The following is a 20,443-nucleotide window of genomic DNA, read 5'->3' on the forward strand; positions in this document are numbered from 1 at the left end:
TAATTCGATAAGCACAGGATAAGCATGCTCGATCCCAATCTGCTGCGTAATGAGCCAGACGCAGTCGCTGAAAAACTGGCACGCCGGGGCTTTAAGCTGGATGTAGATAAGCTGCGCGCTCTTGAAGAGCGTCGTAAAGTACTGCAGGTACAAACTGAAAATCTGCAGGCAGAGCGTAACTCTCGATCGAAATCCATTGGCCAGGCGAAAGCGCGCGGGGAAGATATTGAGCCATTACGCCTGGAAGTGAACAAGCTGGGTGAAGAGCTGGGTCAGGCGAAGGCGGAGCTGGACGTTCTTCAGGCCGAAATTCGTGACATCGCTCTGGCTATCCCGAACATTCCTGACGACAGCGTGCCTGTCGGCAAAGACGAGAACGACAACGTTGAAGTGAAGCGCTGGGGTACGCCTCGCGAGTTTGACTTCGAGGTGCGCGATCACGTGACGCTGGGCGAAATGCACGCGGGCCTGGACTTTGCCGCTGCGGTTAAGCTGACCGGCTCTCGCTTCGTAGTGATGAAAGGTCAGATTGCCCATCTGCACCGCGCCCTGGCGCAGTTCATGCTGGATCTGCACACCGAGCAGCACGGCTACAGCGAAACCTATGTTCCGTATCTGGTTAACCACGATACGCTGTACGGTACGGGCCAGCTGCCGAAATTTGCAGGCGATCTGTTCCATACTCGTCCGCTGGATGAAGAAGCAGACAGCAGCAACTATGCGCTGATCCCAACCGCGGAAGTGCCGCTGACCAACCTCGTGCGTGATGAGATCATTGACGAAGACGATCTGCCAATCAAGCTGACGGCACACTCTCCGTGCTTCCGTTCAGAAGCCGGTTCTTACGGTCGCGACACCCGTGGTCTGATCCGTATGCACCAGTTCGACAAAGTCGAGATGGTGCAGATTGTCCGTCCGGAAGAATCCATGGACGCGCTGGAAGAGATGACTGGCCATGCGGAAAAAGTGCTGGAGCTGCTGGGCCTGCCGTATCGCCGCATGGCGCTGTGCACCGGTGACATGGGCTTTGGTGCCTGCAAAACCTTCGACCTGGAAGTCTGGGTGCCCGCACAGAACACCTACCGTGAAATCTCCTCCTGCTCTAACGTCTGGGATTTCCAGGCGCGCCGCATGCAGGCACGCTGCCGCAGCAAATCTGACAAGAAAACCCGTCTGGTGCATACCCTGAACGGTTCTGGTCTGGCTGTTGGCCGTACGTTGGTTGCTGTGCTGGAAAACTACCAGCAGGCAGATGGCCGCATCGAGATCCCTGAAGTGCTGCGTCCATACATGAAAGGCCAGCAGTACATCGGCTAATTCTTTGCCTCACAACAAAAAAGCGCCTTCGGGCGCTTTTTTTATGCCTCTGAATTGACACGACGCAATACCCCCTCCCTCTAAAGTAGTAATACTCCTCCGAATGAAAGTCAGCATAAGACGCTGATAACGAAGAAATTCGTTATTTACAAAACTATATAGCGGTTCGTGCCGCCTCTTTTTTCTTTGTGAGCAACCAAAGTGAGTCTCTATGAAAATCAAAGCGCCTGAAGCGTTAATGGCTGCCGAGGTCACTCGCCGTGGGTTGATGAAAACCACGGCAATAGGCGGCCTGGCTGTAGCCAGCAGCGCCTTCACGCTCCCTTTTACCCGGCTGGCGTCGGCGGCGGACGCACTATCCGCAGCCGCAGCTCCGGAAAAAGTGGTGTGGAGTGCGTGTACCGTAAACTGCGGTAGCCGTTGTCCGCTGCGTATGCACGTGGTGGATGGCGAAATTAAGTATGTCGAAACCGACAACACCGGGGACGATAACTACGAAGGGTTACACCAGGTTCGCGCCTGCCTGCGGGGTCGCTCCATGCGTCGCCGCGTCTACAACCCGGATCGTCTGAAATACCCAATGAAGCGTGTCGGTAAGCGTGGGGAAGGGAAGTTTGAGCGCATTAGCTGGGACGAAGCCTACGACATTATCGCCACCAACATGCAGCGCCTGATCAAAGAGTACGGCAACGAGTCCATCTACCTGAACTATGGCACCGGGACGCTGGGTGGCACGATGACCCGCTCCTGGCCACCGGGTAAAACGCTGGTCGCGCGTCTGATGAACTGCTGCGGCGGTTATCTCAACCACTACGGCGACTACTCTTCTGCACAGATTGCCGCAGGTCTGAACTATACCTACGGCGGCTGGGCCGACGGCAACAGCCCGTCCGATATCGAAAACAGTAAGCTGGTCGTCCTGTTCGGTAACAACCCGGGCGAAACCCGCATGAGCGGCGGCGGGGTGACGTACTACCTCGAACAGGCCCGCGCCAAATCTAATGCCCGCATGATCATTATCGATCCGCGCTATACCGACACCGGTGCCGGGCGCGAAGATGAGTGGATCCCCATTCGTCCTGGTACCGATGCGGCACTGGTTTCCGCGCTGGCGTGGGTGATGATTACTGAAAACCTCGTCGATCAGCCGTTCCTTGATAAATACTGCGTCGGTTATGACGAGAAAACGATGCCAGCCAGTGCCCCTGCCAATGGTCACTACAAGGCATATATTCTCGGCCAGGGCAGCGACGGCGTAGCGAAAACGCCGGAGTGGGCCTCCACCATCACCGGTATTCCGGTCGAGCGCATTGTTCAGCTGGCGCGTGAGATTGGTTCAGCTAAACCGGCCTACATCAGCCAGGGCTGGGGACCGCAGCGTCATGCGAACGGTGAAATCGCCACCCGCGCTATCTCTATGCTTTCAATTCTGACCGGCAACGTCGGCGTTCATGGCGGTAACACCGGCGCGCGCGAAGGTTCTTATGAAGTGCCGTTTGAGCGGATGCCGACGCTGGATAACCCGGTTCAGACCAGCATCTCCATGTTTATGTGGACTGACGCGATCGAGCGCGGCCCGGAAATGACCGCGCTGCGCGACGGCGTTCGGGGCAAAGACAAGCTGGATGTGCCGATCAAGATGATCTGGAACTACGCCGGCAACTGCCTTATCAACCAGCACTCGGAAATCAACCGCACCCATGAAATTCTGCAGGACGACAAGAAGTGCGAGATGATTGTGGTGATCGACTGCCACATGACCTCCTCGGCAAAATATGCCGATATTCTGCTGCCGGACTGCACCGCGTCTGAGCAGATGGATTTCGCGCTGGACGCTTCCTGCGGCAACATGTCCTACGTGATCTTTACCGACCAGGCCATCAAGCCGCGCTTCGAGTGCAAAACCATCTATGAGATGACCTCAGAACTGGCGAAGCGATTAGGCGTCGAACAGCAGTTTACCGAAGGGCGTACTCAGGAAGGGTGGATGCGCCATCTGCACGAGCTCTCTCGTAAAGCAATTCCCGATCTGCCGGACTTCGACACCTTCCGCAAGCAGGGCATGTACAAGCAGCGTGACCCGGAAGGGCATCACGTGGCGTATAAAGCGTTCCGTGAAGATCCGCAGGCGAATCCGCTGACCACGCCGTCGGGCAAAATCGAAATTTACTCCGAAGCGCTGGCAAAAATCGCATCTACCTGGGAGCTGCCGGAAGGAGATGTTATCGATCCGCTGCCGATCTACACGCCGGGGTTCGAAAACTATAACGATCCGCTGACGGCGAAATTCCCTCTGCAGCTGACCGGTTTCCACTACAAGGCGCGCGTGCACTCCACCTACGGTAACGTTGACGTACTGAAGGCCGCCTGCCGCCAGGAGATGTGGATCAACCCGATGGATGCCAAAGCACGTGGTATCCGTAACGGGGATCGCGTGCGTATCTTTAACGGTCGCGGCGAGGTACACATTGAAGCCAAAGTGACACCGCGCATGATGCCTGGCGTAGTGGCACTGGGGGAAGGGGCCTGGTACAGCCCGGATGCCAACCGCATCGACCAGGCAGGCAGTATTAACGTCCTGACCACGCAGCGTCCGTCGCCGCTGGCGAAAGGCAACCCGTCTCACACAAACCTTGTCCAGGTTGAAAAGGTTTAAGGAGTAACCGATGACAACCCAGTATGGATTTTTCATTGATTCCAGCCGTTGCACCGGGTGCAAAACCTGCGAGCTGGCCTGTAAAGATTATAAAGATCTCACCCCGGACGTGAGCTTCCGCCGAATTTACGAATACGCCGGGGGCGACTGGCAGGAAGATAACGGCGTCTGGCATCAGAACGTCTTTGCCTATTACCTGTCGATTGCCTGTAACCACTGTGAAGATCCGGCCTGCACCAAGGTGTGCCCGAGCGGGGCGATGCACAAGCGGGAGGACGGTTTTGTGGTGGTGGATGAAGATGTCTGCATCGGCTGTCGCTACTGCCATATGGCGTGCCCGTACGGCGCGCCGCAGTACAACGCCGCTAAAGGACATATGACCAAGTGCGACGGCTGCCACAGCCGCGTAGCGGACGGCAAAAAGCCAATCTGCGTCGAGTCCTGCCCGCTGCGCGCGCTGGATTTTGGTCCGATAGAAGAGCTGCGTCAGAAACACGGTCAGCTTGCCGCAGTGGCACCGCTGCCGTCCGCGCACTTCACCAAGCCGAATATTGTCATTAAACCTAACGCCAACAGCCGTCCGACGGGTGACACCACCGGCTACCTGGCAAATCCGAAGGAGGTGTGAGATGGGAAGTGGATGGCATGAATGGCCGCTGATGATCTTCACGGTCTTTGGGCAGTGCGTAGTGGGCGGCTTTATTGTTCTGGCGCTGGCGCTGTTAAAAGGGAACCTCAATGCCGAACAGCAGCAGCGTTTGGTGTTGAGCATGTTTGGCCTGTGGGTGCTGATGGGGATTGGATTTATCGCCTCTACGCTGCACCTGGGCTCACCGATGCGCGCGTTCAACTCCCTGAACCGCGTGGGGGCGTCGTCGCTCAGTAACGAAATTGCCAGCGGGGCAATCTTCTTTGCCGTCGGCGGGCTGGGGTGGCTGCTGGCTGCGTTGAAGAAATTGCCTGCGGGCCTGCGCAGCCTGTGGCTGATCGTCACCATGGTACTGGGCGTGGTGTTCGTGTGGATGATGGTGCGCGTCTATAACACCATCGATACCGTTCCTACCTGGTACAGCGTCTGGACGCCGATGAGCTTCTTCCTGACGATGTTTATCGGCGGGCCGCTGCTGGGCTACCTGCTGCTGCGTGTGGCGGGGGTAAACGGTTGGGCAATGCGTCTGCTGCCAGCCGTTTCGCTGCTGGCGCTGGTGGTGAGCGCGATGGTCGCCCTGATGCAGGGGGCTGAGCTGGCAACCATTCACAGCTCTATCCAGCAGGCTTCTGCGCTGGTGCCGGACTACGGTTCGCTGATGGCCTGGCGTGTGGTGTTGCTGGCAGCTGCGCTGGTGTGCTGGATCGGCCCTCAGCTTAAAGGTTATCAGCCTGCACTGCCGCTCCTGTCACTGGCTTTTGTGCTGGTGCTGGCAGGGGAGTTAATTGGTCGCGGTGTGTTTTACGGCCTGCATATGACGGTCGGTATGGCTATCGCCAGCTAATTTCATTTTTCGTTATAAAAAGCCGGGACATAGCGCCCGGCTTTTCTTTTTTTCATTCATGAAATTTTTCGACTGTCGTTTTGTTTTAATTTCGGTCATTAATAAATAAAAACAGATACATAATTAATATCTATAGCAGGCGCTGCATTAGCAGGATAAGTTTTTTAAATCGACAGGGAACATATTGTGCGAGCCGGCTAAATCTGTGGATTGACTTTGTTTTTGCCAGTGGCATGATGCGCACGAAATCTGAACTTCCTCACGGTTTTTAATCCATGACCACCTATACCCGGCCAGTGCTCCTGTTGCTCTGTGGCCTGCTTCTGTTGACCCTGGCGATCGCCGTGTTAAACACGCTCGTCCCGCTGTGGCTCGCCCATGAAAACTTACCGACCTGGCAGGTGGGTATGGTCAGCTCGTCCTTTTTCACCGGGAACCTGTTGGGCACATTATTAACCGGTAGCCTGATTAAGCGTTTTGGCTTTAATCGCAGCTATTATCTGGCCTCGCTGATTTTCGCTGCCGGGTGCGCCGGTCTGGGTCTGATGGTGGGCTTCTGGGGCTGGATGGCATGGCGCTTTATCGCCGGCGTCGGCTGCGCGATGATTTGGGTGGTGGTTGAAAGCGCGCTGATGTGCAGCGGTACCTCCCGCAACCGCGGACGTCTGCTGGCGGCCTATATGATGGTTTACTACGTCGGTACCGTGCTGGGTCAACTGATGGTCAGCAAGCTGCCAACCGATCTGATGAGCGTTCTGCCGTGGGTAACGGGCATGGTGCTGGCCGCGATCCTGCCGCTGCTCTTTACGCGCATTGTGAACCAGAACAGTGAACATCAGGAAGCAACGCACGTCTGGCCGATGCTGAGACTGCGTCAGGCGCGTCTGGGGGTTAACGGCTGTATTATCTCAGGGATTGTACTCGGCTCGCTCTATGGCCTGATGCCGCTCTATTTGAACCATCAGGGCGTGAGCGATTCCGGGATTGGTTTCTGGATGGCGGTAATGGTCAGCGCCGGTATTGTCGGGCAGTGGCCAATTGGTCGCCTGGCGGATCGTTTTGGACGCCTGCTGGTGCTGCGCGTTCAGGTCTTCGTGGTGATCATGGGATGCCTTGCGATGCTCAGCAACGCCGCGATGGCGCCTGCACTGTTTATTCTCGGGGCCGCAGGATTCACGCTTTACCCGGTCGCAATGGCGTGGGCCTGTGAGAAAGTAGAACATCACCAGCTTGTGGCAATGAACCAGGCGCTATTATTAAGCTATACCATCGGTAGCCTTCTGGGACCGACATTTACCGCGATGCTGATGCAGAATTATTCCGACAATTTGCTGTTTATTATGATTGCCAGCGTGTCGTTTATTTATCTCCTGATGCTGCTGCGCAAAGCGGGCGAGCATCCAACCCCTGTGGCGCACGCCTGATTAAATAAAAGCCTGTCGATGACAGGCTTTTTTGTCCCTGTCACATATAAGACTTTTACGCATTGTTTGTTTTCTCCGCCTGGCGATAATTCAAATGAGTTCTACCACAAAAGGCAACAATCATGTCTATACGTCGTTTTTCCACTACCGCACTTGCCGTAGTGTTGTCTTTAACGTTTGCAACGGCTCCGGTCATGGCTAATCCTGGAAACGGGAATGGCGGTGGTCATGGAAACAGTGGCGGACAAGGTAATGGCGGCAATCATGGTAACGGGAATTCTGGTAATTCCGGTAACCATGGTAATAAGCAAAATAGCGGAAAGGAAAACCCTGGAAAATCGGATAAGAGCTTCAAAAACAGCAAAGATGTCGGTAATGACGTCGACGCTCGCGTGAGCTTCGATCATGCCCGCCACCTGGCATTGAATTATGGCTTAACGGGCTATGAGTCTCTTCCTCCGGGGATTGCGAAAAACCTCGCACGCGGTAAACCGCTTCCTCCGGGCATTGCGAAGAAGACCGTACCAGCCTCTATGCTCGGCCAGCTTCCTTCCTACCCGGGCTATGAATGGCGTGTAGTCGGGGACGATCTGGTCTTAATTGCGCTGAGTACGGCGATTGTGACCTCCGTAATTAACGGCGTCTTTAAATAGAATATAAAAAGGCCCGGTTCTTACCGGGCCTTCTCTTTAATACATGACCTTGTGGCCGTACTGCTCAAGAATACCTTTCACGCGTTCCATCGTCTCTTTTTTCGGCGGCTTCACGCCATCAAGCTTGTACTCTTCGCCCATCGCCACCCATTTATGTTTACCCAGTTCGTGATAGGGCAGAAGCTCAATTTTCTCGACGTTGCCCATGTCGCGGGTAAATTCACCCAGGCGATGTGCGGAGTCATCGTCATCTGACCAGCCGGGAACAACAACGTAGCGGATCCAGGTTTTGATGCCTTTATCGGCGATGTATTTGGCAAACTCCAGCGTACGGTGGTTAGAAACGCCAACCAGATTCTGGTGGATCTCATCGTTCATCTGTTTGAGATCGAGCATCACCAGATCGGTCACGTCGAGCAGTTCATCAATGACCGGATCGTAGCGGCGCACAAAGCCGTTGGTGTCGAGACAGGTATGAATGCCTTCTTTATGGCAGGCGCGGAACCAGTCGCGGACAAACTCAGCCTGAAGAATAGCTTCACCGCCGGACGCGGTCACGCCACCGCCGGATGCGTTCATAAAGTGGCGGTAGGTCACCACCTCTTTCATCAGATCTTCCACGGTGACTTCTTTACCGCCGTGCGTGTCCCAGGTGTCGCGGTTATGGCAGTACAGGCAGCGCATCAGGCAGCCCTGGAAAAAGGTAATAAAGCGGATACCCGGGCCATCGACGGTGCCACAGGATTCAAAGGAGTGAATGCGACCAATAGTTGACATTGCGGTGATATCTCCGAATTTGGCCCATCCGGGGGCCTGTGTAGTTGCACAGCTCAAAGGCTATGTCGAGTCTGTTTTGGCTGTTATCCATAAAGTATAGATAGCGGACAAAAGAGACTGGTGAAGCGAGGGTGTTAAAAAGGCCCCACTTGCGTGGAGCCTTTATTGTACGCTTTTTAACGCGTGATTTCAGTCAATTCCACTTACATGGACTGAGTGAAAGTACGGGTGATAACGTCCTGCTGCTGTTCTTTCGTCAGGGAGTTAAAACGTACTGCGTAGCCAGATACGCGGATGGTCAGCTGAGGATATTTCTCAGGATGTTCCATCGCGTCGAGCAGCATTTCACGGTTCATTACGTTCACGTTCAGGTGCTGACCACCTTCGATGGACGCTTCGTGGTGGAAGTAACCATCCATCAGACCCGCGAGGTTAGTTTTACGCACTTCGTCGTCTTTACCCAGGGCGTTTGGCACGATAGAGAAGGTGTAAGAGATACCATCTTTCGCGTAAGCAAACGGCAGTTTAGCAACGGAGGTCAGAGAAGCTACAGCACCTTTCTGGTCACGACCGTGCATTGGGTTAGCACCTGGGCCAAATGGCGCGCCAGCACGACGACCGTCTGGAGTGTTACCGGTTTTCTTACCATACACAACGTTAGAGGTGATGGTCAGAACAGACTGAGTCGGGATAGCGTTACGGTAGGTAGTGAGTTTCTGAATTTTCTTCATGAAACGTTCTACCAGGTCAACCGCCATGTCATCAACGCGAGCGTCGTTGTTACCAAACTGCGGGTATTCGCCTTCGATTTCGAAGTCTACGGCCAGGCCGTCTTCGTCACGAATTGGTTTAACTTTCGCGTATTTGATTGCAGACAGGGAGTCAGCCGCAACGGACAGACCTGCGATACCACACGCCATGGTGCGGATAACGTCACGGTCGTGCAGCGCCATCAGAGAGGCTTCGTAGCTGTACTTGTCGTGCATGTAGTGGATAACGTTCAGCGCGGTCACGTACTGCTTAGCCAGCCAGTCCATGAAGTGGTCCATGCGCTCCATGACTTCGTCATAGTTCAGCACGTCGCCTTTGATTGGCTCAGACTTAGGACCAACCTGCATTTTCAGTTTTTCATCAACGCCGCCGTTGATAGCGTATAGCATGGTTTTCGCCAGGTTTGCACGCGCACCGAAGAACTGCATTTGTTTACCAACAACCATTGGGCTCACGCAGCAAGCGATAGCGTAGTCGTCGTTGTTGAAGTCCGGACGCATCAGGTCATCGTTCTCGTACTGCAGAGAAGAGGTGTCGATGGACACTTTAGCGGCGAATTTCTTGAAGTTCAGAGGCAGTTTTTCAGACCACAGAACGGTGATGTTCGGCTCCGGAGAAGGACCCATGGTGTACAGGGTATTCAGGAAGCGGAAGCTGTTTTTGGTAACCAGCGTACGGCCGTCAACGCCCATACCGCCGATTGATTCGGTTGCCCAGATTGGGTCACCAGAGAACAGTTCATCATATTCTGGGGTACGCAGGAAGCGAACCATACGCAGTTTCATGACCAGGTGGTCAATCATTTCCTGAGCGTCTTGCTCGGTGATTTTACCTGCTTTCAGGTCACGTTCGATGTACGCATCCAGGAAGGTGGATACACGGCCGAAGGACATTGCTGCACCGTTCTGAGACTTAACAGCGGCCAGGTAGCCGAAGTAGGTCCACTGAATAGCTTCCTGAGCGTTGGTCGCAGGACCAGAGATATCGCAGCCGTATTTAGCCGCCATCTCTTTAATCTGACCCAGCGCGCGGTGCTGTTCAGCAATTTCTTCACGCAGACGGATAGTCGCTTCCAGGTTTACGCCGTTTTCCAGGTCAGACTGCAGGGAAACGAACTGCGCGTATTTGTCTTTCATCAGGAAGTCGATACCGTACAGCGCAACGCGACGGTAGTCACCGATGATACGGCCACGGCCATAGGCATCTGGCAGACCAGTCAGAACGCCAGATTTACGGCAGTTCAGAATGTCTTTGGTATAAACATCGAATACGCCCTGGTTATGGGTTTTGCGGTATTCGGTGAAGATTTTTTTCAGCATTGGGTCCAGCTCGCGGTTATACGCTTTGCAGGAACCTTCAACCATTTTGATACCACCGAACGGGATGATGGCGCGTTTCAGTGGTGCTTCAGTCTGCAGACCAACAATTTTCTCAAGGGCTTTGTTGATGTAGCCAGCATCGTGAGAAGTGATGGTGGATGCAACGGAGGTGTCAAAATCAACTGGCGCGTGAGTGCGGTTTTCCAGTTTAACGCCTTCCATTACGCTGTCCCACAGCTTGGTGGTCGCGTCAGTTGCGCCAGCCAGGAAGGATTCGTCACCTTCATACGGGGTATAGTTTTTCTGAATGAAGTCACGGACGTTGACTTCATTCTGCCAGTCACCTTTCGCAAAACCTTCCCAGGCTGTGGCTAACTTTTCATTAAGCTCGGACATGTAACACCTACCTTCTTAAGTGGATTTTTTATTTACTGCCTGAGACAACCATTAATGATGGTCGCCGCCACGCAGGTAAATGACCCAGTATGTCAACCCAACTAACAGACCCCCACCGATAATGTTCCCGATAGTGACGGGGATCAGGTTATCAGTAATGAAATTCATAATAGTCAGGTGAGAGAAACTTTCCGGGGATGAACCAACTGCGGTCCAGAACTCCGGGCTTGCAAAGTTGCGGATAACAATCCCCATCGGGATCATGAACATATTCGCAATACTGTGCTCGAAGCCGCTGGCAACAAACATCGCAACCGGCAGAACCATAATCATGGCTTTATCCATCAGGCTACGGCCAGAGTAGCTCATCCAGACCGCCAGGCAGACCATCAGGTTTGCGAGGATGCCGAGAGCAACGGCTTCGATAAATGTGTGATGCATTTTGTGGTCAGCGGTTTGCAGGACATTAAGCCCCCAGCCACCGTTGGCGGTCATATACTCGCCAGAGAGCCACATCAACAGAACAAAGAGCAGACAGCCAATCAGGTTACCAACGTAGACGTTAAGCCAGTTGCGCGCCAGTTGACCCCAGGTAATTCTTCCGCTGGCTTTCGCCACAACAATCAGCACCGTTGAGGTGAAGAGGTCGGCGCCGCAAATGACGCAGAGAATCAGACCCAGTGAGAAGCAAATGCCGCCAATCAGTTTGGCCATGCCGAAAGGCATTCCGGCAGTACCGGTGGTGGCGGTGATGTAGAAGACGAAAGCGATAGAGATGAACACACCTGCAGTGATCGCCAGATAGAACGTCTTCATCGGGTGTTTCGTTGCTTTATAGACACCCGCTTCTTCGGCAACTTTTGCCATCGCGGCGGGGAGTAAAAGATCAAAAGGGTTGTCAGCTTTCACACTAACTCTCTCTTTATTAAGTCGGCGACGAGATACTAACAAAGCATTATAGAAGAGAAATTGATATAGATCATATCTCGCCTGGCTTATAGGCCCGCAGTATGTATGGTTTCACAGCAAATGCGGAGTAAGTATTTGATTATCCGTATAAAAATAAATTTTAAAAGTTATGAAAAGAGTTGAATTTTTTCGTTCGGCCCCCTTCGAAACAGTTAATTAATATGGAGTAATTACCATAAAAAGTAACAATAAAGCCCAGGCAAATATTATTATATTTACCCGTGTTTAACTTTATTATTACAATCAACAATCATTGCCGAAGAGAATAAAAAACGGGGCAATGAAATTGCCCCGTAATATAGCCCAGACGATTGAATACGCCTACTGCCGTTAATGTTATATGCGCTTATTTTGACCAGTAAGCAGCTTTTGCTTTCTGCAGTTTTTCATAGGCCTTCAGCAGAGACTGATGCGCCGGGAAGGCTTTCAGATCGCTGTCAACCGCCTGCAGACCGTAGAACGGCTCTTCACCGCTCAGCGCCGCGCTGGCGGCTTCAACCGCTTCAGCACCGTACATACGTACGAAAGCGTTCAGGTACTGCAGTGGCTCGCGATCGTCTTCCTGCGCAAGCAGCAGCAGGGTTTGCAGGCAGCGGTAATAGTTGGTGCGCTCGGCGGAGAAGACCGACTGGTTAAACTCCATGGTCCATTCTGTCCAGGCCAGAGCCTGATCCAGATCGCCGCCCGCGAGGGCCAGCATCGCTTTCAGTTCACCGATGCGCAGCGTGTACCAGCCGTTGTCTTTCCCGGTCGCCAGACCCAGCAGCTCGCGCACGCGGGTAAAGTCATCGTGGCCTTCATCGTCCAGCTGGGCTATCAGGTTGAGATAATCTTCTTTTTCCCACTCGCTGCCCGGCAGGGAGAGTAGGGTTTCACGCAGGTGCGCGCCCATGCTGTTGTTTGCGAGCCACAGATCTTCCGCCGGATAGATATCAGACATGCCAGGCACGATGATGCGGCACGCGTAAACGCCCAGGTGCTCGTAATCGGCAATGTACACTTCCTGGTCTTCCGCGTTAAAGATCGCCATCAGCGTCGCGAACTCTTCTTCCGTGGTACCGGCAAAGCTCCAGTCCACGAACGGATAGTCCGCGTCCTGCTTGAACATATCCCAGGAGATCAAACCGCTGGAGTCGATGAAGTGGGTTTCGAGGTTGGTGTGCTCGGCCACTTCTTCATCGTCAAACGTTGGCGGGGTGAATACGTCGAGATCTTTCAGGCTACGGCCCTGCAGCAGCTCGGTCACGGTACGCTCCAGCGCCACGCCGAAGTCAGGATGCGCGCCGAAGGAGGCGAAGCAGGTTCCGTTAGTCGGGTTAAACAGCACGACGCAGATAACCGGATATTTACCGCCCAGCGAGCCGTCATACGCAAAGATTGGGAAACCTTCGGCTTCCAGTTTGGCGATGGATTCCACCACCCCCGGGTAGCGCGCCAGCACGTCTGCCGGAATTTCAGGCAGGCTGATGGATTCGGCGATAATGCGGTTTTTGATATGACGCTCGAAGACTTCAGAGAGACCCTGCACGCGCGCTTCATTACGGGTGTTACCGGCGGACATACCGTTGGACACATACAGGTTGCCGACGATGTTCATCGGAATATGCACGGTCTGCTCGTCAGACTGACGGGTGAACGGCAGGGCGCAGATCCCACGCTCTTCATTCCCAGACTGCAGATCGATCAGCATGCTGGCGGTCAGTTCGTTTTCCGGATCGTAGAAGGCACGCAGACGGGCATCCAGAATGCCTTCCGGCAGTTCATCGTCTTCGGTCAGCGGGAACCATTTTTCGTTCGGATAGTGAACGAACGGGCCGTTGGCGATGGTTTCACCCAGCCAGAAGTCAGCGAAGAAGTAGTTGGTGGACAGACGCTCAAAATACTCACCCAGCGCAGAGGCCAGTGCCGCTTTTTTCGTCGCACCTTTACCGTTGGTAAAGCAGAGCGCGCAGTCTTTGTCGCGAATGTGCACGGACCAGACGTGAGGCACCGGGTTCAGCCAGGAGGCTTCTTCGATGTTAAAGCCCAGGTCGGTCAGTTTCTGCTGGAAGCGAGCGATGGAATCTTCCAGAGCGGCGTCTTTGCCGGGGATAAACGTTTGAGTCATGGCGTTCACTTTTATCGTACGTAAAGCGCGCAATGATACGGGTTTTGCGTGACGGGTGCTATCTCCGGCGAAAATAAATGGCTGGGCTATGCTTAGTAGCAGTAACTGACTGTTAAGGCATAGAAAAATGAAAGCATTTGATCTCCAGCGGATGGCGTTTGATAAAGTTCCACCTGAATTTCTGGGCGAAGTGGCGCTGCGCAGCCTGTATACCTTCGTACTCGTCTTCCTGTTTCTCAAAATTACCGGCCGTCGTGGCGTTCGTCAGATGTCGCTGTTTGAAGTGCTGATCATCCTGACGCTGGGCTCGGCGGCGGGGGACGTCGCGTTTTATGACGACGTGCCGATGGTGCCGGTGTTTATCGTTTTTGTTTCCCTCGCCTTGCTTTACCGGTTGGTGATGTGGCTGATGTCAAAAAGTGAAAAGCTGGAAGATCTGCTTGAAGGGAAACCGGTCGTTATTGTCGAGGACGGTCAGCTGGCCTGGGAAAATGTGCAAAGCGCCAATATGACCGAGTTTGAGTTCTTTATGGAGCTGCGCCTGAATAGCGTTGAACAGCTCGGACAGGTGCGGCTGGCGATCATGGAAACCAATGGGCAAATCAGCGTCTATTACTATGCTGATGACGACGTTAAGCCCGGCCTGTGTATCCTGCCGGATATGTTAGTAGAACGGTTCAGGGTGATACCTGAAACCGGGGAGTATGCATGTATAAAATGTAGTCATGTTGTGGGGATGCATGCGGGCGATCATCAATTATGCCCTCGTTGTGCAAATCCGGAATGGACAAAGGTTAGCCGGGCTAAACGCCTCGTCTGACAGCGATTTTGTCGGTTTTGTGACGACGAGGCGGCAGATTGTTTTGTGTGACGAAGGGCACATTTCCCCGGTCATTAGTTTTAGACATTGCGGCGCGTGTCACTGAATGATAAAACCGATATCCACAGTTATAACTTATGGCTTTTAGCGTGGTGAGGGGAAATGGCTCAAGTCTTTAATTTCAGTTCAGGTCCGGCAATGTTACCGGCAGACGTGCTCAAACAGGCTCAACAGGAGCTGTGTGACTGGAACGGTCTGGGTACGTCGGTGATGGAAATCAGCCACCGTGGTAAAGCGTTTATTCAGGTGGCGGAAGAGGCAGAAAAGGATTTTCGCGATCTGCTGAACATTCCCTCGAACTACAAAGTATTGTTCTGTCACGGCGGCGGACGCGGCCAGTTTGCGGGCATCCCGCTCAATCTGCTGGGCGACAAAACCACCGCTGATTACGTCGATGCCGGCTACTGGGCAGCCAGTGCGGTAAAAGAAGCGCACAAATACTGCACGCCGAACGTTATCGACGCCAAAGTGACCGTTGACGGTCTGCGCGCCGTGAAGCCGATGAGCGAGTGGCAGCTGTCTGACAACGCCGCGTATCTCCACTACTGCCCGAACGAAACCATCGACGGCATCGCCATTCACGAAGAGCCAGACTTTGGCGACAATGTCATTGTGACGGCGGACTTCTCTTCAACCATTCTGTCCACTCCGCTGGACGTCAGTCGCTACGGCGTCATTTACGCAGGTGCTCAGAAAAACATCGGTCCTGCTGGGCTGACTATTGTCATCGTCCGTGAAGACCTGCTGGGGAAAGCCCATAAGTCCTGCCCGTCGATTCTCGATTACACCGTCCTGAATGACAACGACTCAATGTTCAACACCCCACCTACGTTTGCCTGGTATCTCTCCGGCCTGGTCTTCAAATGGCTGAAGCAAAACGGCGGCGTGGCGCAGATGGACAAGATCAATCAGCAGAAAGCCGAACTGCTGTACGGCACGATCGACAAGAGCGATTTCTACCGTAACGATGTGGCGAAAGCGAACCGTTCGCGCATGAACGTGCCGTTCCAGCTGGCGGACAGCAACCTGGACAAAGTGTTCCTGGAAGAGTCCTTCGCCGCAGGTCTGCATGCGCTCAAAGGTCACCGTGTCGTGGGCGGCATGCGTGCCTCCATTTATAACGCCATGCCGCTGGAAGGCGTTAAAGCCCTGACCGATTTCATGATCGACTTCGAACGTCGTCACGGTTAATTTGCTGTTTTTCACCCCCGCAGCGTCCCTGCGGGGTTTTTATTATGTTGAGTTGAGAGTTTAGTTTTCATGGAATCCCTGACGTTACAACCTATCGCGCGGGTAGATGGCACCATCAATCTGCCTGGTTCAAAAAGTGTCTCGAACCGTGCTCTGCTGCTGGCAGCTCTGGCAAACGGCACCACCGTCCTCACCAACCTGCTGGACAGCGATGACGTGCGCCATATGCTCAATGCGCTGAAAGCGTTGGGCGTTCATTACACACTCTCTGACGATCGCACCCGCTGCGAAGTGACCGGCAACGGCGGCGCGCTGCAGGCGAGTGAAGAGCTTGAGCTGTTTCTGGGTAACGCGGGTACCGCGATGCGTCCGCTGGCGGCGGCCCTGTGCCTCGGGAGCAATAACATCGTGCTGACCGGCGAGCCGCGCATGAAGGAGCGTCCGATCGGCCATCTGGTAGATGCCCTGCGTCAGGGCGGCGCGCAGATTGAGTATCTGGAGCAGGAAAATTACCCGCCACTGCGTCTGCGCGGGGGCTTTACCGGCGGTACCGTCGAGGTTGACGGCAGCGTCTCCAGCCAGTTCCTGACGGCGCTACTGATGACCGCGCCGCTGGCCCCGCAGGATACGGTTATCACGATTAAAGGTGAGCTGGTCTCCAAACCGTATATTGATATTACGCTGCATCTGATGAAAACCTTCGGCGTTGAGGTTGAAAACCAGTCTTATCAGCGCTTTGTCGTGCGTGGGGCGCAGCAGTACCAGTCGCCGGGTAACTACCTGGTTGAAGGCGATGCTTCATCCGCGTCCTATTTCCTTGCCGCTGGCGCGATTAAAGGCGGTACGGTAAAAGTGACCGGCATTGGCCGCAACAGCGTGCAGGGCGATATTCGTTTTGCTGACGTGCTGGAAAAAATGGGCGCGGTTGTCACCTGGGGAGATGATTTCATCTCCTGTACCCACGGTGAGCTGAACGCCATCGACATGGACATGAACCATATCCCGGATGCGGCGATGACCATTGCCACGGCGGCGCTGTTTGCCAAAGGCACCACCACGCTGCGCAACATCTATAACTGGCGCGTAAAAGAGACGGACCGCCTGTTCGCGATGGCAACCGAGCTGCGTAAAGTCGGCGCTGAGGTAGAAGAGGGCGAAGATTACATTCGCGTTACCCCTCCGGCAAAACTGAACTTTGCTGAAATCGGGACCTATAACGATCACCGTATGGCGATGTGTTTCTCGCTGGTGGCGCTGTCCGATACCCCTGTGACCATTCTCGATCCGAAATGTACGGCGAAAACCTTCCCGGACTATTTCGAACAGCTGGCGCGCATTAGCACCCTGGCATGATGAAGTCTTGCCGCATCACCTGATGCGGCATTTCCTTACGCTTCCTGACGATCTTTCCCGCTCATTTCTTCTACACTCTGCTTCTATCATTCCGTAATTTGCACGCAAAGGTAACAGTTGCGCACGTTGGCGCGTATAATGCGCGGCGTTCATGTTAACGGTATGCCTTATTTAAGGAGAAAAAGATGACGGCAGTTGCCCCGGTAATCACCATTGATGGGCCGAGTGGCGCAGGGAAAGGTACTCTGTGCAAAGCGATGGCGGAAGCATTGCAATGGCATCTTTTAGATTCGGGAGCAATCTATCGCGTGCTGGCGCTGGCTGCGCTGCATCATCACGTGGATGTCGCCTCTGAAGAAGCGCTGGTACCGCTGGCTGCGCATCTGGATGTGCGTTTTGTTTCTACCGATGGCAACCTGGAAGTGATCCTGGAAGGGGAAGACGTGAGCGGCGAAATCCGTACGCAGGAAGTCGCTAATGCGGCCTCCCAGGTGGCGGCTTTCCCACGCGTTCGCGAGGCGCTGCTGCGTCGCCAGCGAGCGTTTCGTGAAGCCCCGGGTCTGATCGCTGATGGACGCGACATGGGAACCGTGGTCTTCCCTGATGCGCCAGTAAAAATCTTCCTTGACGCCTCTTCGGAAGAACGTGCTCAACGCCGTATGCTTCAGTTGCAGGAAAAGGGGTTTAGTGTTAACTTTGATCGCCTTTTATCCGAGATAAAAGAGCGCGATGACCGCGATCGTAACCGCGCCGTCGCACCGCTTGTTCCTGCAGAAGATGCATTAGTTCTGGATTCAACCAGTTTAACTATTGAGCAAGTGATTGAAAAAGCGCTACAATATGCGCGCCAAAAACTGGCACTCGCGTAATCGCGACCGATTTAGCAGTACCCCCGCTGCAATGGATTGACGGCGGGTATGTGAAACAACCCCATCCGGCACGGAGCCAGGTGGACGTTAATATTAACCTGAAGATTAAACATGACTGAATCTTTTGCTCAACTGTTTGAAGAATCCTTAAAAGAAATCGAAACCCGTCCGGGTTCCATCGTTCGCGGTGTTGTTGTTGCTATCGACAAAGACGTAGTACTGGTTGACGCCGGTCTGAAATCTGAGTCCGCCATTCCGGCTGAGCAGTTCAAAAACGCCCAGGGCGAGCTGGAAATCCAGGTTGGTGACGAAGTTGACGTTGCTCTGGACGCAGTAGAAGACGGCTTCGGCGAAACCCTGCTGTCTCGTGAGAAAGCTAAACGTCACGAAGCATGGATCACGCTGGAGAAAGCTTACGAAGAAGCTGAAACTGTGGTCGGTGTTATCAACGGCAAAGTTAAAGGTGGCTTCACTGTTGAGCTGAATGGTATTCGTGCGTTCCTGCCAGGTTCACTGGTAGACGTTCGTCCAGTCCGTGACACCCTGCACCTCGAAGGCAAAGAGCTTGAGTTCAAAGTAATCAAGCTGGACCAGAAGCGTAACAACGTTGTTGTTTCCCGTCGTGCCGTTATCGAATCCGAAAACAGCGCAGAACGCGATCAGCTGCTGGAAAACCTGCAGGAAGGCATGGAAGTCAAAGGTATCGTTAAGAACCTCACTGACTACGGCGCATTCGTTGACCTGGGCGGCGTTGATGGCCTGCTGCACATCACCGACATGGCGTGGAAACGCGTTAAGCACCCAAGCGAAATCGTGAACGTGGGCGACGAAATCACTGTTAAAGTGCTGAAGTTCGACCGCGAGCGTACTCGTGTATCCCTCGGCCTGAAACAGCTGGGCGAAGATCCATGGGTAGCTATCGCTAAGCGTTACCCAGAAGGTACTAAACTGACTGGTCGCGTAACCAACCTGACCGACTACGGCTGCTTCGTTGAAATCGAAGAAGGCGTTGAAGGCCTGGTGCACGTTTCCGAAATGGACTGGACCAACAAAAACATCCACCCATCCAAAGTTGTTAACGTTGGTGATGTAGTGGAAGTGATGGTTCTGGATATCGACGAAGAACGTCGTCGTATCTCCCTGGGCCTGAAGCAGTGCAAAAACAACCCATGGCAGCAGTTCGCGGAAACCCACAACAAGGGCGACCGTGTTGAAGGTAAAATCAAGTCTATCACTGACTTCGGTATCTTCATCGGCCTGGATGGCGGCATCGATGGCCTGGTTCACCTGTCTGACATCTCCTGGAACGTTGCAGGCGAAGAAGCAGTTCGTGAATACAAAAAAGGCGACGAAATCGCTGCAGTTGTTCTGCAGGTTGACGCAGAGCGTGAGCGTATCTCCCTGGGCGTTAAACAGCTCGCAGAAGATCCGTTCAACAACTGGGTTGCACTGAACAAGAAAGGCGCAATCGTAAACGGTAAAGTGACTGCAGTTGACGCTAAAGGCGCAACCGTAGAACTGGCTGACGGCGTTGAAGGTTACCTGCGCGCTTCTGAAGCTTCACGTGACCGCGTTGAAGATGCCACTCTGGTTCTGAACGTAGGCGACGACGTTGAAGCTAAGTTCACCGGTGTTGACCGTAAGAACCGTGCAATCAGCCTGTCTGTTCGTGCTAAAGACGAAGCTGATGAGAAAGATGCAATCGCAACTGTTAACAAACAGGAAGATGCAAACTTCTCTAACAACGCAATGGCTGAAGCTTTCAAAGCAGCTAAAGGCGAGTAATATCAGGTTCTCAGCATCATTTGAGCTGTAACGCATTTACAGCGCGAAGGATGATGAGCAGACTTGACAGATTGCAGGATTCGTCCTGTAATCAATAACAAAGGGCGGCTACGGCCGCCCTTGTTTAATGAGCTGTTCAGCTAATTGGTTTGAAAGGAACCGGAGGAATCATGACCAAGTCAGAATTGATTGAAAGACTTGCCAGTCAGCAACCGCATATCCCTGCCAAGGCAGTGGAAGATGCCGTAAAAGAGATGCTGGAGCATATGGCCTCCACTCTTGCCCAGGGCGAGCGCATTGAAATCCGCGGTTTCGGTAGTTTTTCTCTGCACTATCGTGCTCCACGTACCGGGCGTAACCCGAAAACTGGTGATAAAGTCGAGCTGGAAGGTAAGTACGTTCCACACTTTAAGCCGGGTAAAGAACTGCGCGATCGCGCCAATATTTACGGCAACTGAGTTTAGCCAGCCGGTTAAACTGGGT

At 53.7% G+C, this 20,443-nt stretch carries 16 protein-coding genes; 12 read left to right on the forward strand and 4 right to left on the reverse strand.

Annotated elements, in window-relative coordinates; all coding sequences use genetic code 11:
* The first annotated feature begins 24 nt into the window (after positions 1 to 24).
* The 6 genes from serS (at position 25) to AC2FAJ_RS09855 (ending at position 7,543) form a co-directional block, all read left to right on the forward strand.
* Positions 25 to 1,317 carry a serine--tRNA ligase gene (serS, locus tag AC2FAJ_RS09830; RefSeq protein ID WP_485454091.1) on the forward strand — a complete coding sequence of 431 codons (1,293 nt, stop codon included), beginning with the start codon at positions 25 to 27 and terminating at the stop codon, positions 1,315 to 1,317.
* Positions 1,318 to 1,528: 211 nt separating this feature from the next.
* Positions 1,529 to 3,973 carry a dimethylsulfoxide reductase subunit A gene (gene dmsA, locus AC2FAJ_RS09835; RefSeq protein ID WP_485454092.1) on the forward strand — a complete coding sequence of 815 codons (2,445 nt, stop codon included), beginning with the start codon at positions 1,529 to 1,531 and terminating at the stop codon, positions 3,971 to 3,973.
* 10 nt (positions 3,974 to 3,983) lie between these two features.
* The gene (locus tag AC2FAJ_RS09840) at positions 3,984 to 4,601 is read left to right on the forward strand and encodes a DMSO/selenate family reductase complex B subunit (protein WP_280027403.1); all 618 of its coding nucleotides are present in this window, start codon (positions 3,984 to 3,986) and stop codon (positions 4,599 to 4,601) included.
* A 1-nt stretch (position 4,602) separates the two neighbouring features.
* On the forward strand, positions 4,603 to 5,466 hold the full coding sequence (locus tag AC2FAJ_RS09845) for a dimethyl sulfoxide reductase anchor subunit family protein (protein WP_028012560.1): 864 nt from the start codon (positions 4,603 to 4,605) through the stop codon (positions 5,464 to 5,466).
* 275 nt (positions 5,467 to 5,741) lie between these two features.
* Positions 5,742 to 6,890 (forward strand): MFS transporter, encoded by a 1,149-nt coding sequence (locus tag AC2FAJ_RS09850; protein WP_447088002.1) that lies wholly within the window; start codon positions 5,742 to 5,744, stop codon positions 6,888 to 6,890.
* Between the two features lie 122 nt (positions 6,891 to 7,012).
* Positions 7,013 to 7,543, forward strand: a complete 531-nt coding sequence (locus AC2FAJ_RS09855) for an anti-virulence regulator CigR family protein (protein ID WP_047368209.1) — start codon at positions 7,013 to 7,015, stop codon at positions 7,541 to 7,543.
* Positions 7,544 to 7,579: 36 nt separating this feature from the next.
* Here the strand turns inward: AC2FAJ_RS09855 and pflA are convergent, their stop codons facing one another.
* The 4 genes from pflA to ycaO form a co-directional block, all read right to left on the reverse strand.
* Entirely contained in the window at positions 7,580 to 8,320 is a 741-nt protein-coding gene (gene pflA, locus AC2FAJ_RS09860; protein ID WP_028012563.1) for a pyruvate formate lyase 1-activating protein, read from the reverse strand.
* 203 nt (positions 8,321 to 8,523) lie between these two features.
* Complete coding sequence (gene pflB, locus AC2FAJ_RS09865; protein ID WP_023338210.1) at positions 8,524 to 10,806, reverse strand: formate C-acetyltransferase; 2,283 nt, start codon at positions 10,804 to 10,806, stop codon at positions 8,524 to 8,526.
* A gap of 51 nt (positions 10,807 to 10,857) precedes the next feature.
* Positions 10,858 to 11,715, reverse strand: coding sequence for a formate transporter FocA (gene focA, locus AC2FAJ_RS09870; RefSeq protein ID WP_028012564.1), 858 nt, complete (start codon positions 11,713 to 11,715; stop codon positions 10,858 to 10,860).
* Positions 11,716 to 12,121: 406 nt separating this feature from the next.
* Entirely contained in the window at positions 12,122 to 13,882 is a 1,761-nt protein-coding gene (gene ycaO / locus AC2FAJ_RS09875; protein WP_447088003.1) for a 30S ribosomal protein S12 methylthiotransferase accessory factor YcaO, read from the reverse strand.
* A 127-nt stretch (positions 13,883 to 14,009) separates the two neighbouring features.
* On the opposite strand from ycaO, the gene AC2FAJ_RS09880 reads away from it, so the two are divergent.
* From AC2FAJ_RS09880 to ihfB, 6 genes are all read left to right on the forward strand, one after another.
* Positions 14,010 to 14,702, forward strand: coding sequence for a DUF421 domain-containing protein (locus AC2FAJ_RS09880; protein ID WP_028012566.1), 693 nt, complete (start codon positions 14,010 to 14,012; stop codon positions 14,700 to 14,702).
* 162 nt (positions 14,703 to 14,864) lie between these two features.
* The gene (serC, locus tag AC2FAJ_RS09885) at positions 14,865 to 15,953 is read left to right on the forward strand and encodes a 3-phosphoserine/phosphohydroxythreonine transaminase (protein WP_047362720.1); all 1,089 of its coding nucleotides are present in this window, start codon (positions 14,865 to 14,867) and stop codon (positions 15,951 to 15,953) included.
* A 69-nt stretch (positions 15,954 to 16,022) separates the two neighbouring features.
* Positions 16,023 to 17,306, forward strand: coding sequence for a 3-phosphoshikimate 1-carboxyvinyltransferase (gene aroA, locus AC2FAJ_RS09890; RefSeq protein WP_047362721.1), 1,284 nt, complete (start codon positions 16,023 to 16,025; stop codon positions 17,304 to 17,306).
* A 185-nt stretch (positions 17,307 to 17,491) separates the two neighbouring features.
* Positions 17,492 to 18,175 carry a (d)CMP kinase gene (gene cmk, locus AC2FAJ_RS09895; protein ID WP_013097305.1) on the forward strand — a complete coding sequence of 228 codons (684 nt, stop codon included), beginning with the start codon at positions 17,492 to 17,494 and terminating at the stop codon, positions 18,173 to 18,175.
* Between the two features lie 111 nt (positions 18,176 to 18,286).
* A complete protein-coding gene (gene rpsA / locus AC2FAJ_RS09900; RefSeq protein WP_008499966.1) occupies positions 18,287 to 19,960 on the forward strand; it encodes a 30S ribosomal protein S1 in 1,674 nt (557 codons plus the stop codon).
* 170 nt (positions 19,961 to 20,130) lie between these two features.
* On the forward strand, positions 20,131 to 20,418 hold the full coding sequence (gene ihfB / locus AC2FAJ_RS09905; RefSeq protein ID WP_008499965.1) for an integration host factor subunit beta: 288 nt from the start codon (positions 20,131 to 20,133) through the stop codon (positions 20,416 to 20,418).
* Positions 20,419 to 20,443 lie beyond the last annotated feature (25 nt).

It is taken from the genome of Enterobacter cloacae complex sp. 385G4, assembly GCF_057320665.1.

Bases quoted from the DNA above. Each gene is read 5' to 3' on its own strand.
- serS (WP_485454091.1), top strand. From the start codon at position 25: ATGCTCGATCCCAATCTGCTGCGTAATGAGCCAGACGCAGTCGCTGAA.
- dmsA (WP_485454092.1), top strand. From the start codon at position 1,529: ATGAAAATCAAAGCGCCTGAAGCGTTAATGGCTGCCGAGGTCACTCGC.
- AC2FAJ_RS09840 (WP_280027403.1), top strand. From the start codon at position 3,984: ATGACAACCCAGTATGGATTTTTCATTGATTCCAGCCGTTGCACCGGG.
- AC2FAJ_RS09845 (WP_028012560.1), top strand. From the start codon at position 4,603: ATGGGAAGTGGATGGCATGAATGGCCGCTGATGATCTTCACGGTCTTT.
- AC2FAJ_RS09850 (WP_447088002.1), top strand. From the start codon at position 5,742: ATGACCACCTATACCCGGCCAGTGCTCCTGTTGCTCTGTGGCCTGCTT.
- AC2FAJ_RS09855 (WP_047368209.1), top strand. From the start codon at position 7,013: ATGTCTATACGTCGTTTTTCCACTACCGCACTTGCCGTAGTGTTGTCT.
- pflA (WP_028012563.1), bottom strand. From the start codon at position 8,320: ATGTCAACTATTGGTCGCATTCACTCCTTTGAATCCTGTGGCACCGTC.
- pflB (WP_023338210.1), bottom strand. From the start codon at position 10,806: ATGTCCGAGCTTAATGAAAAGTTAGCCACAGCCTGGGAAGGTTTTGCG.
- ycaO (WP_447088003.1), bottom strand. From the start codon at position 13,882: ATGACTCAAACGTTTATCCCCGGCAAAGACGCCGCTCTGGAAGATTCC.
- AC2FAJ_RS09880 (WP_028012566.1), top strand. From the start codon at position 14,010: ATGAAAGCATTTGATCTCCAGCGGATGGCGTTTGATAAAGTTCCACCT.
- serC (WP_047362720.1), top strand. From the start codon at position 14,865: ATGGCTCAAGTCTTTAATTTCAGTTCAGGTCCGGCAATGTTACCGGCA.
- aroA (WP_047362721.1), top strand. From the start codon at position 16,023: ATGGAATCCCTGACGTTACAACCTATCGCGCGGGTAGATGGCACCATC.
- cmk (WP_013097305.1), top strand. From the start codon at position 17,492: ATGACGGCAGTTGCCCCGGTAATCACCATTGATGGGCCGAGTGGCGCA.
- rpsA (WP_008499966.1), top strand. From the start codon at position 18,287: ATGACTGAATCTTTTGCTCAACTGTTTGAAGAATCCTTAAAAGAAATC.
- ihfB (WP_008499965.1), top strand. From the start codon at position 20,131: ATGACCAAGTCAGAATTGATTGAAAGACTTGCCAGTCAGCAACCGCAT.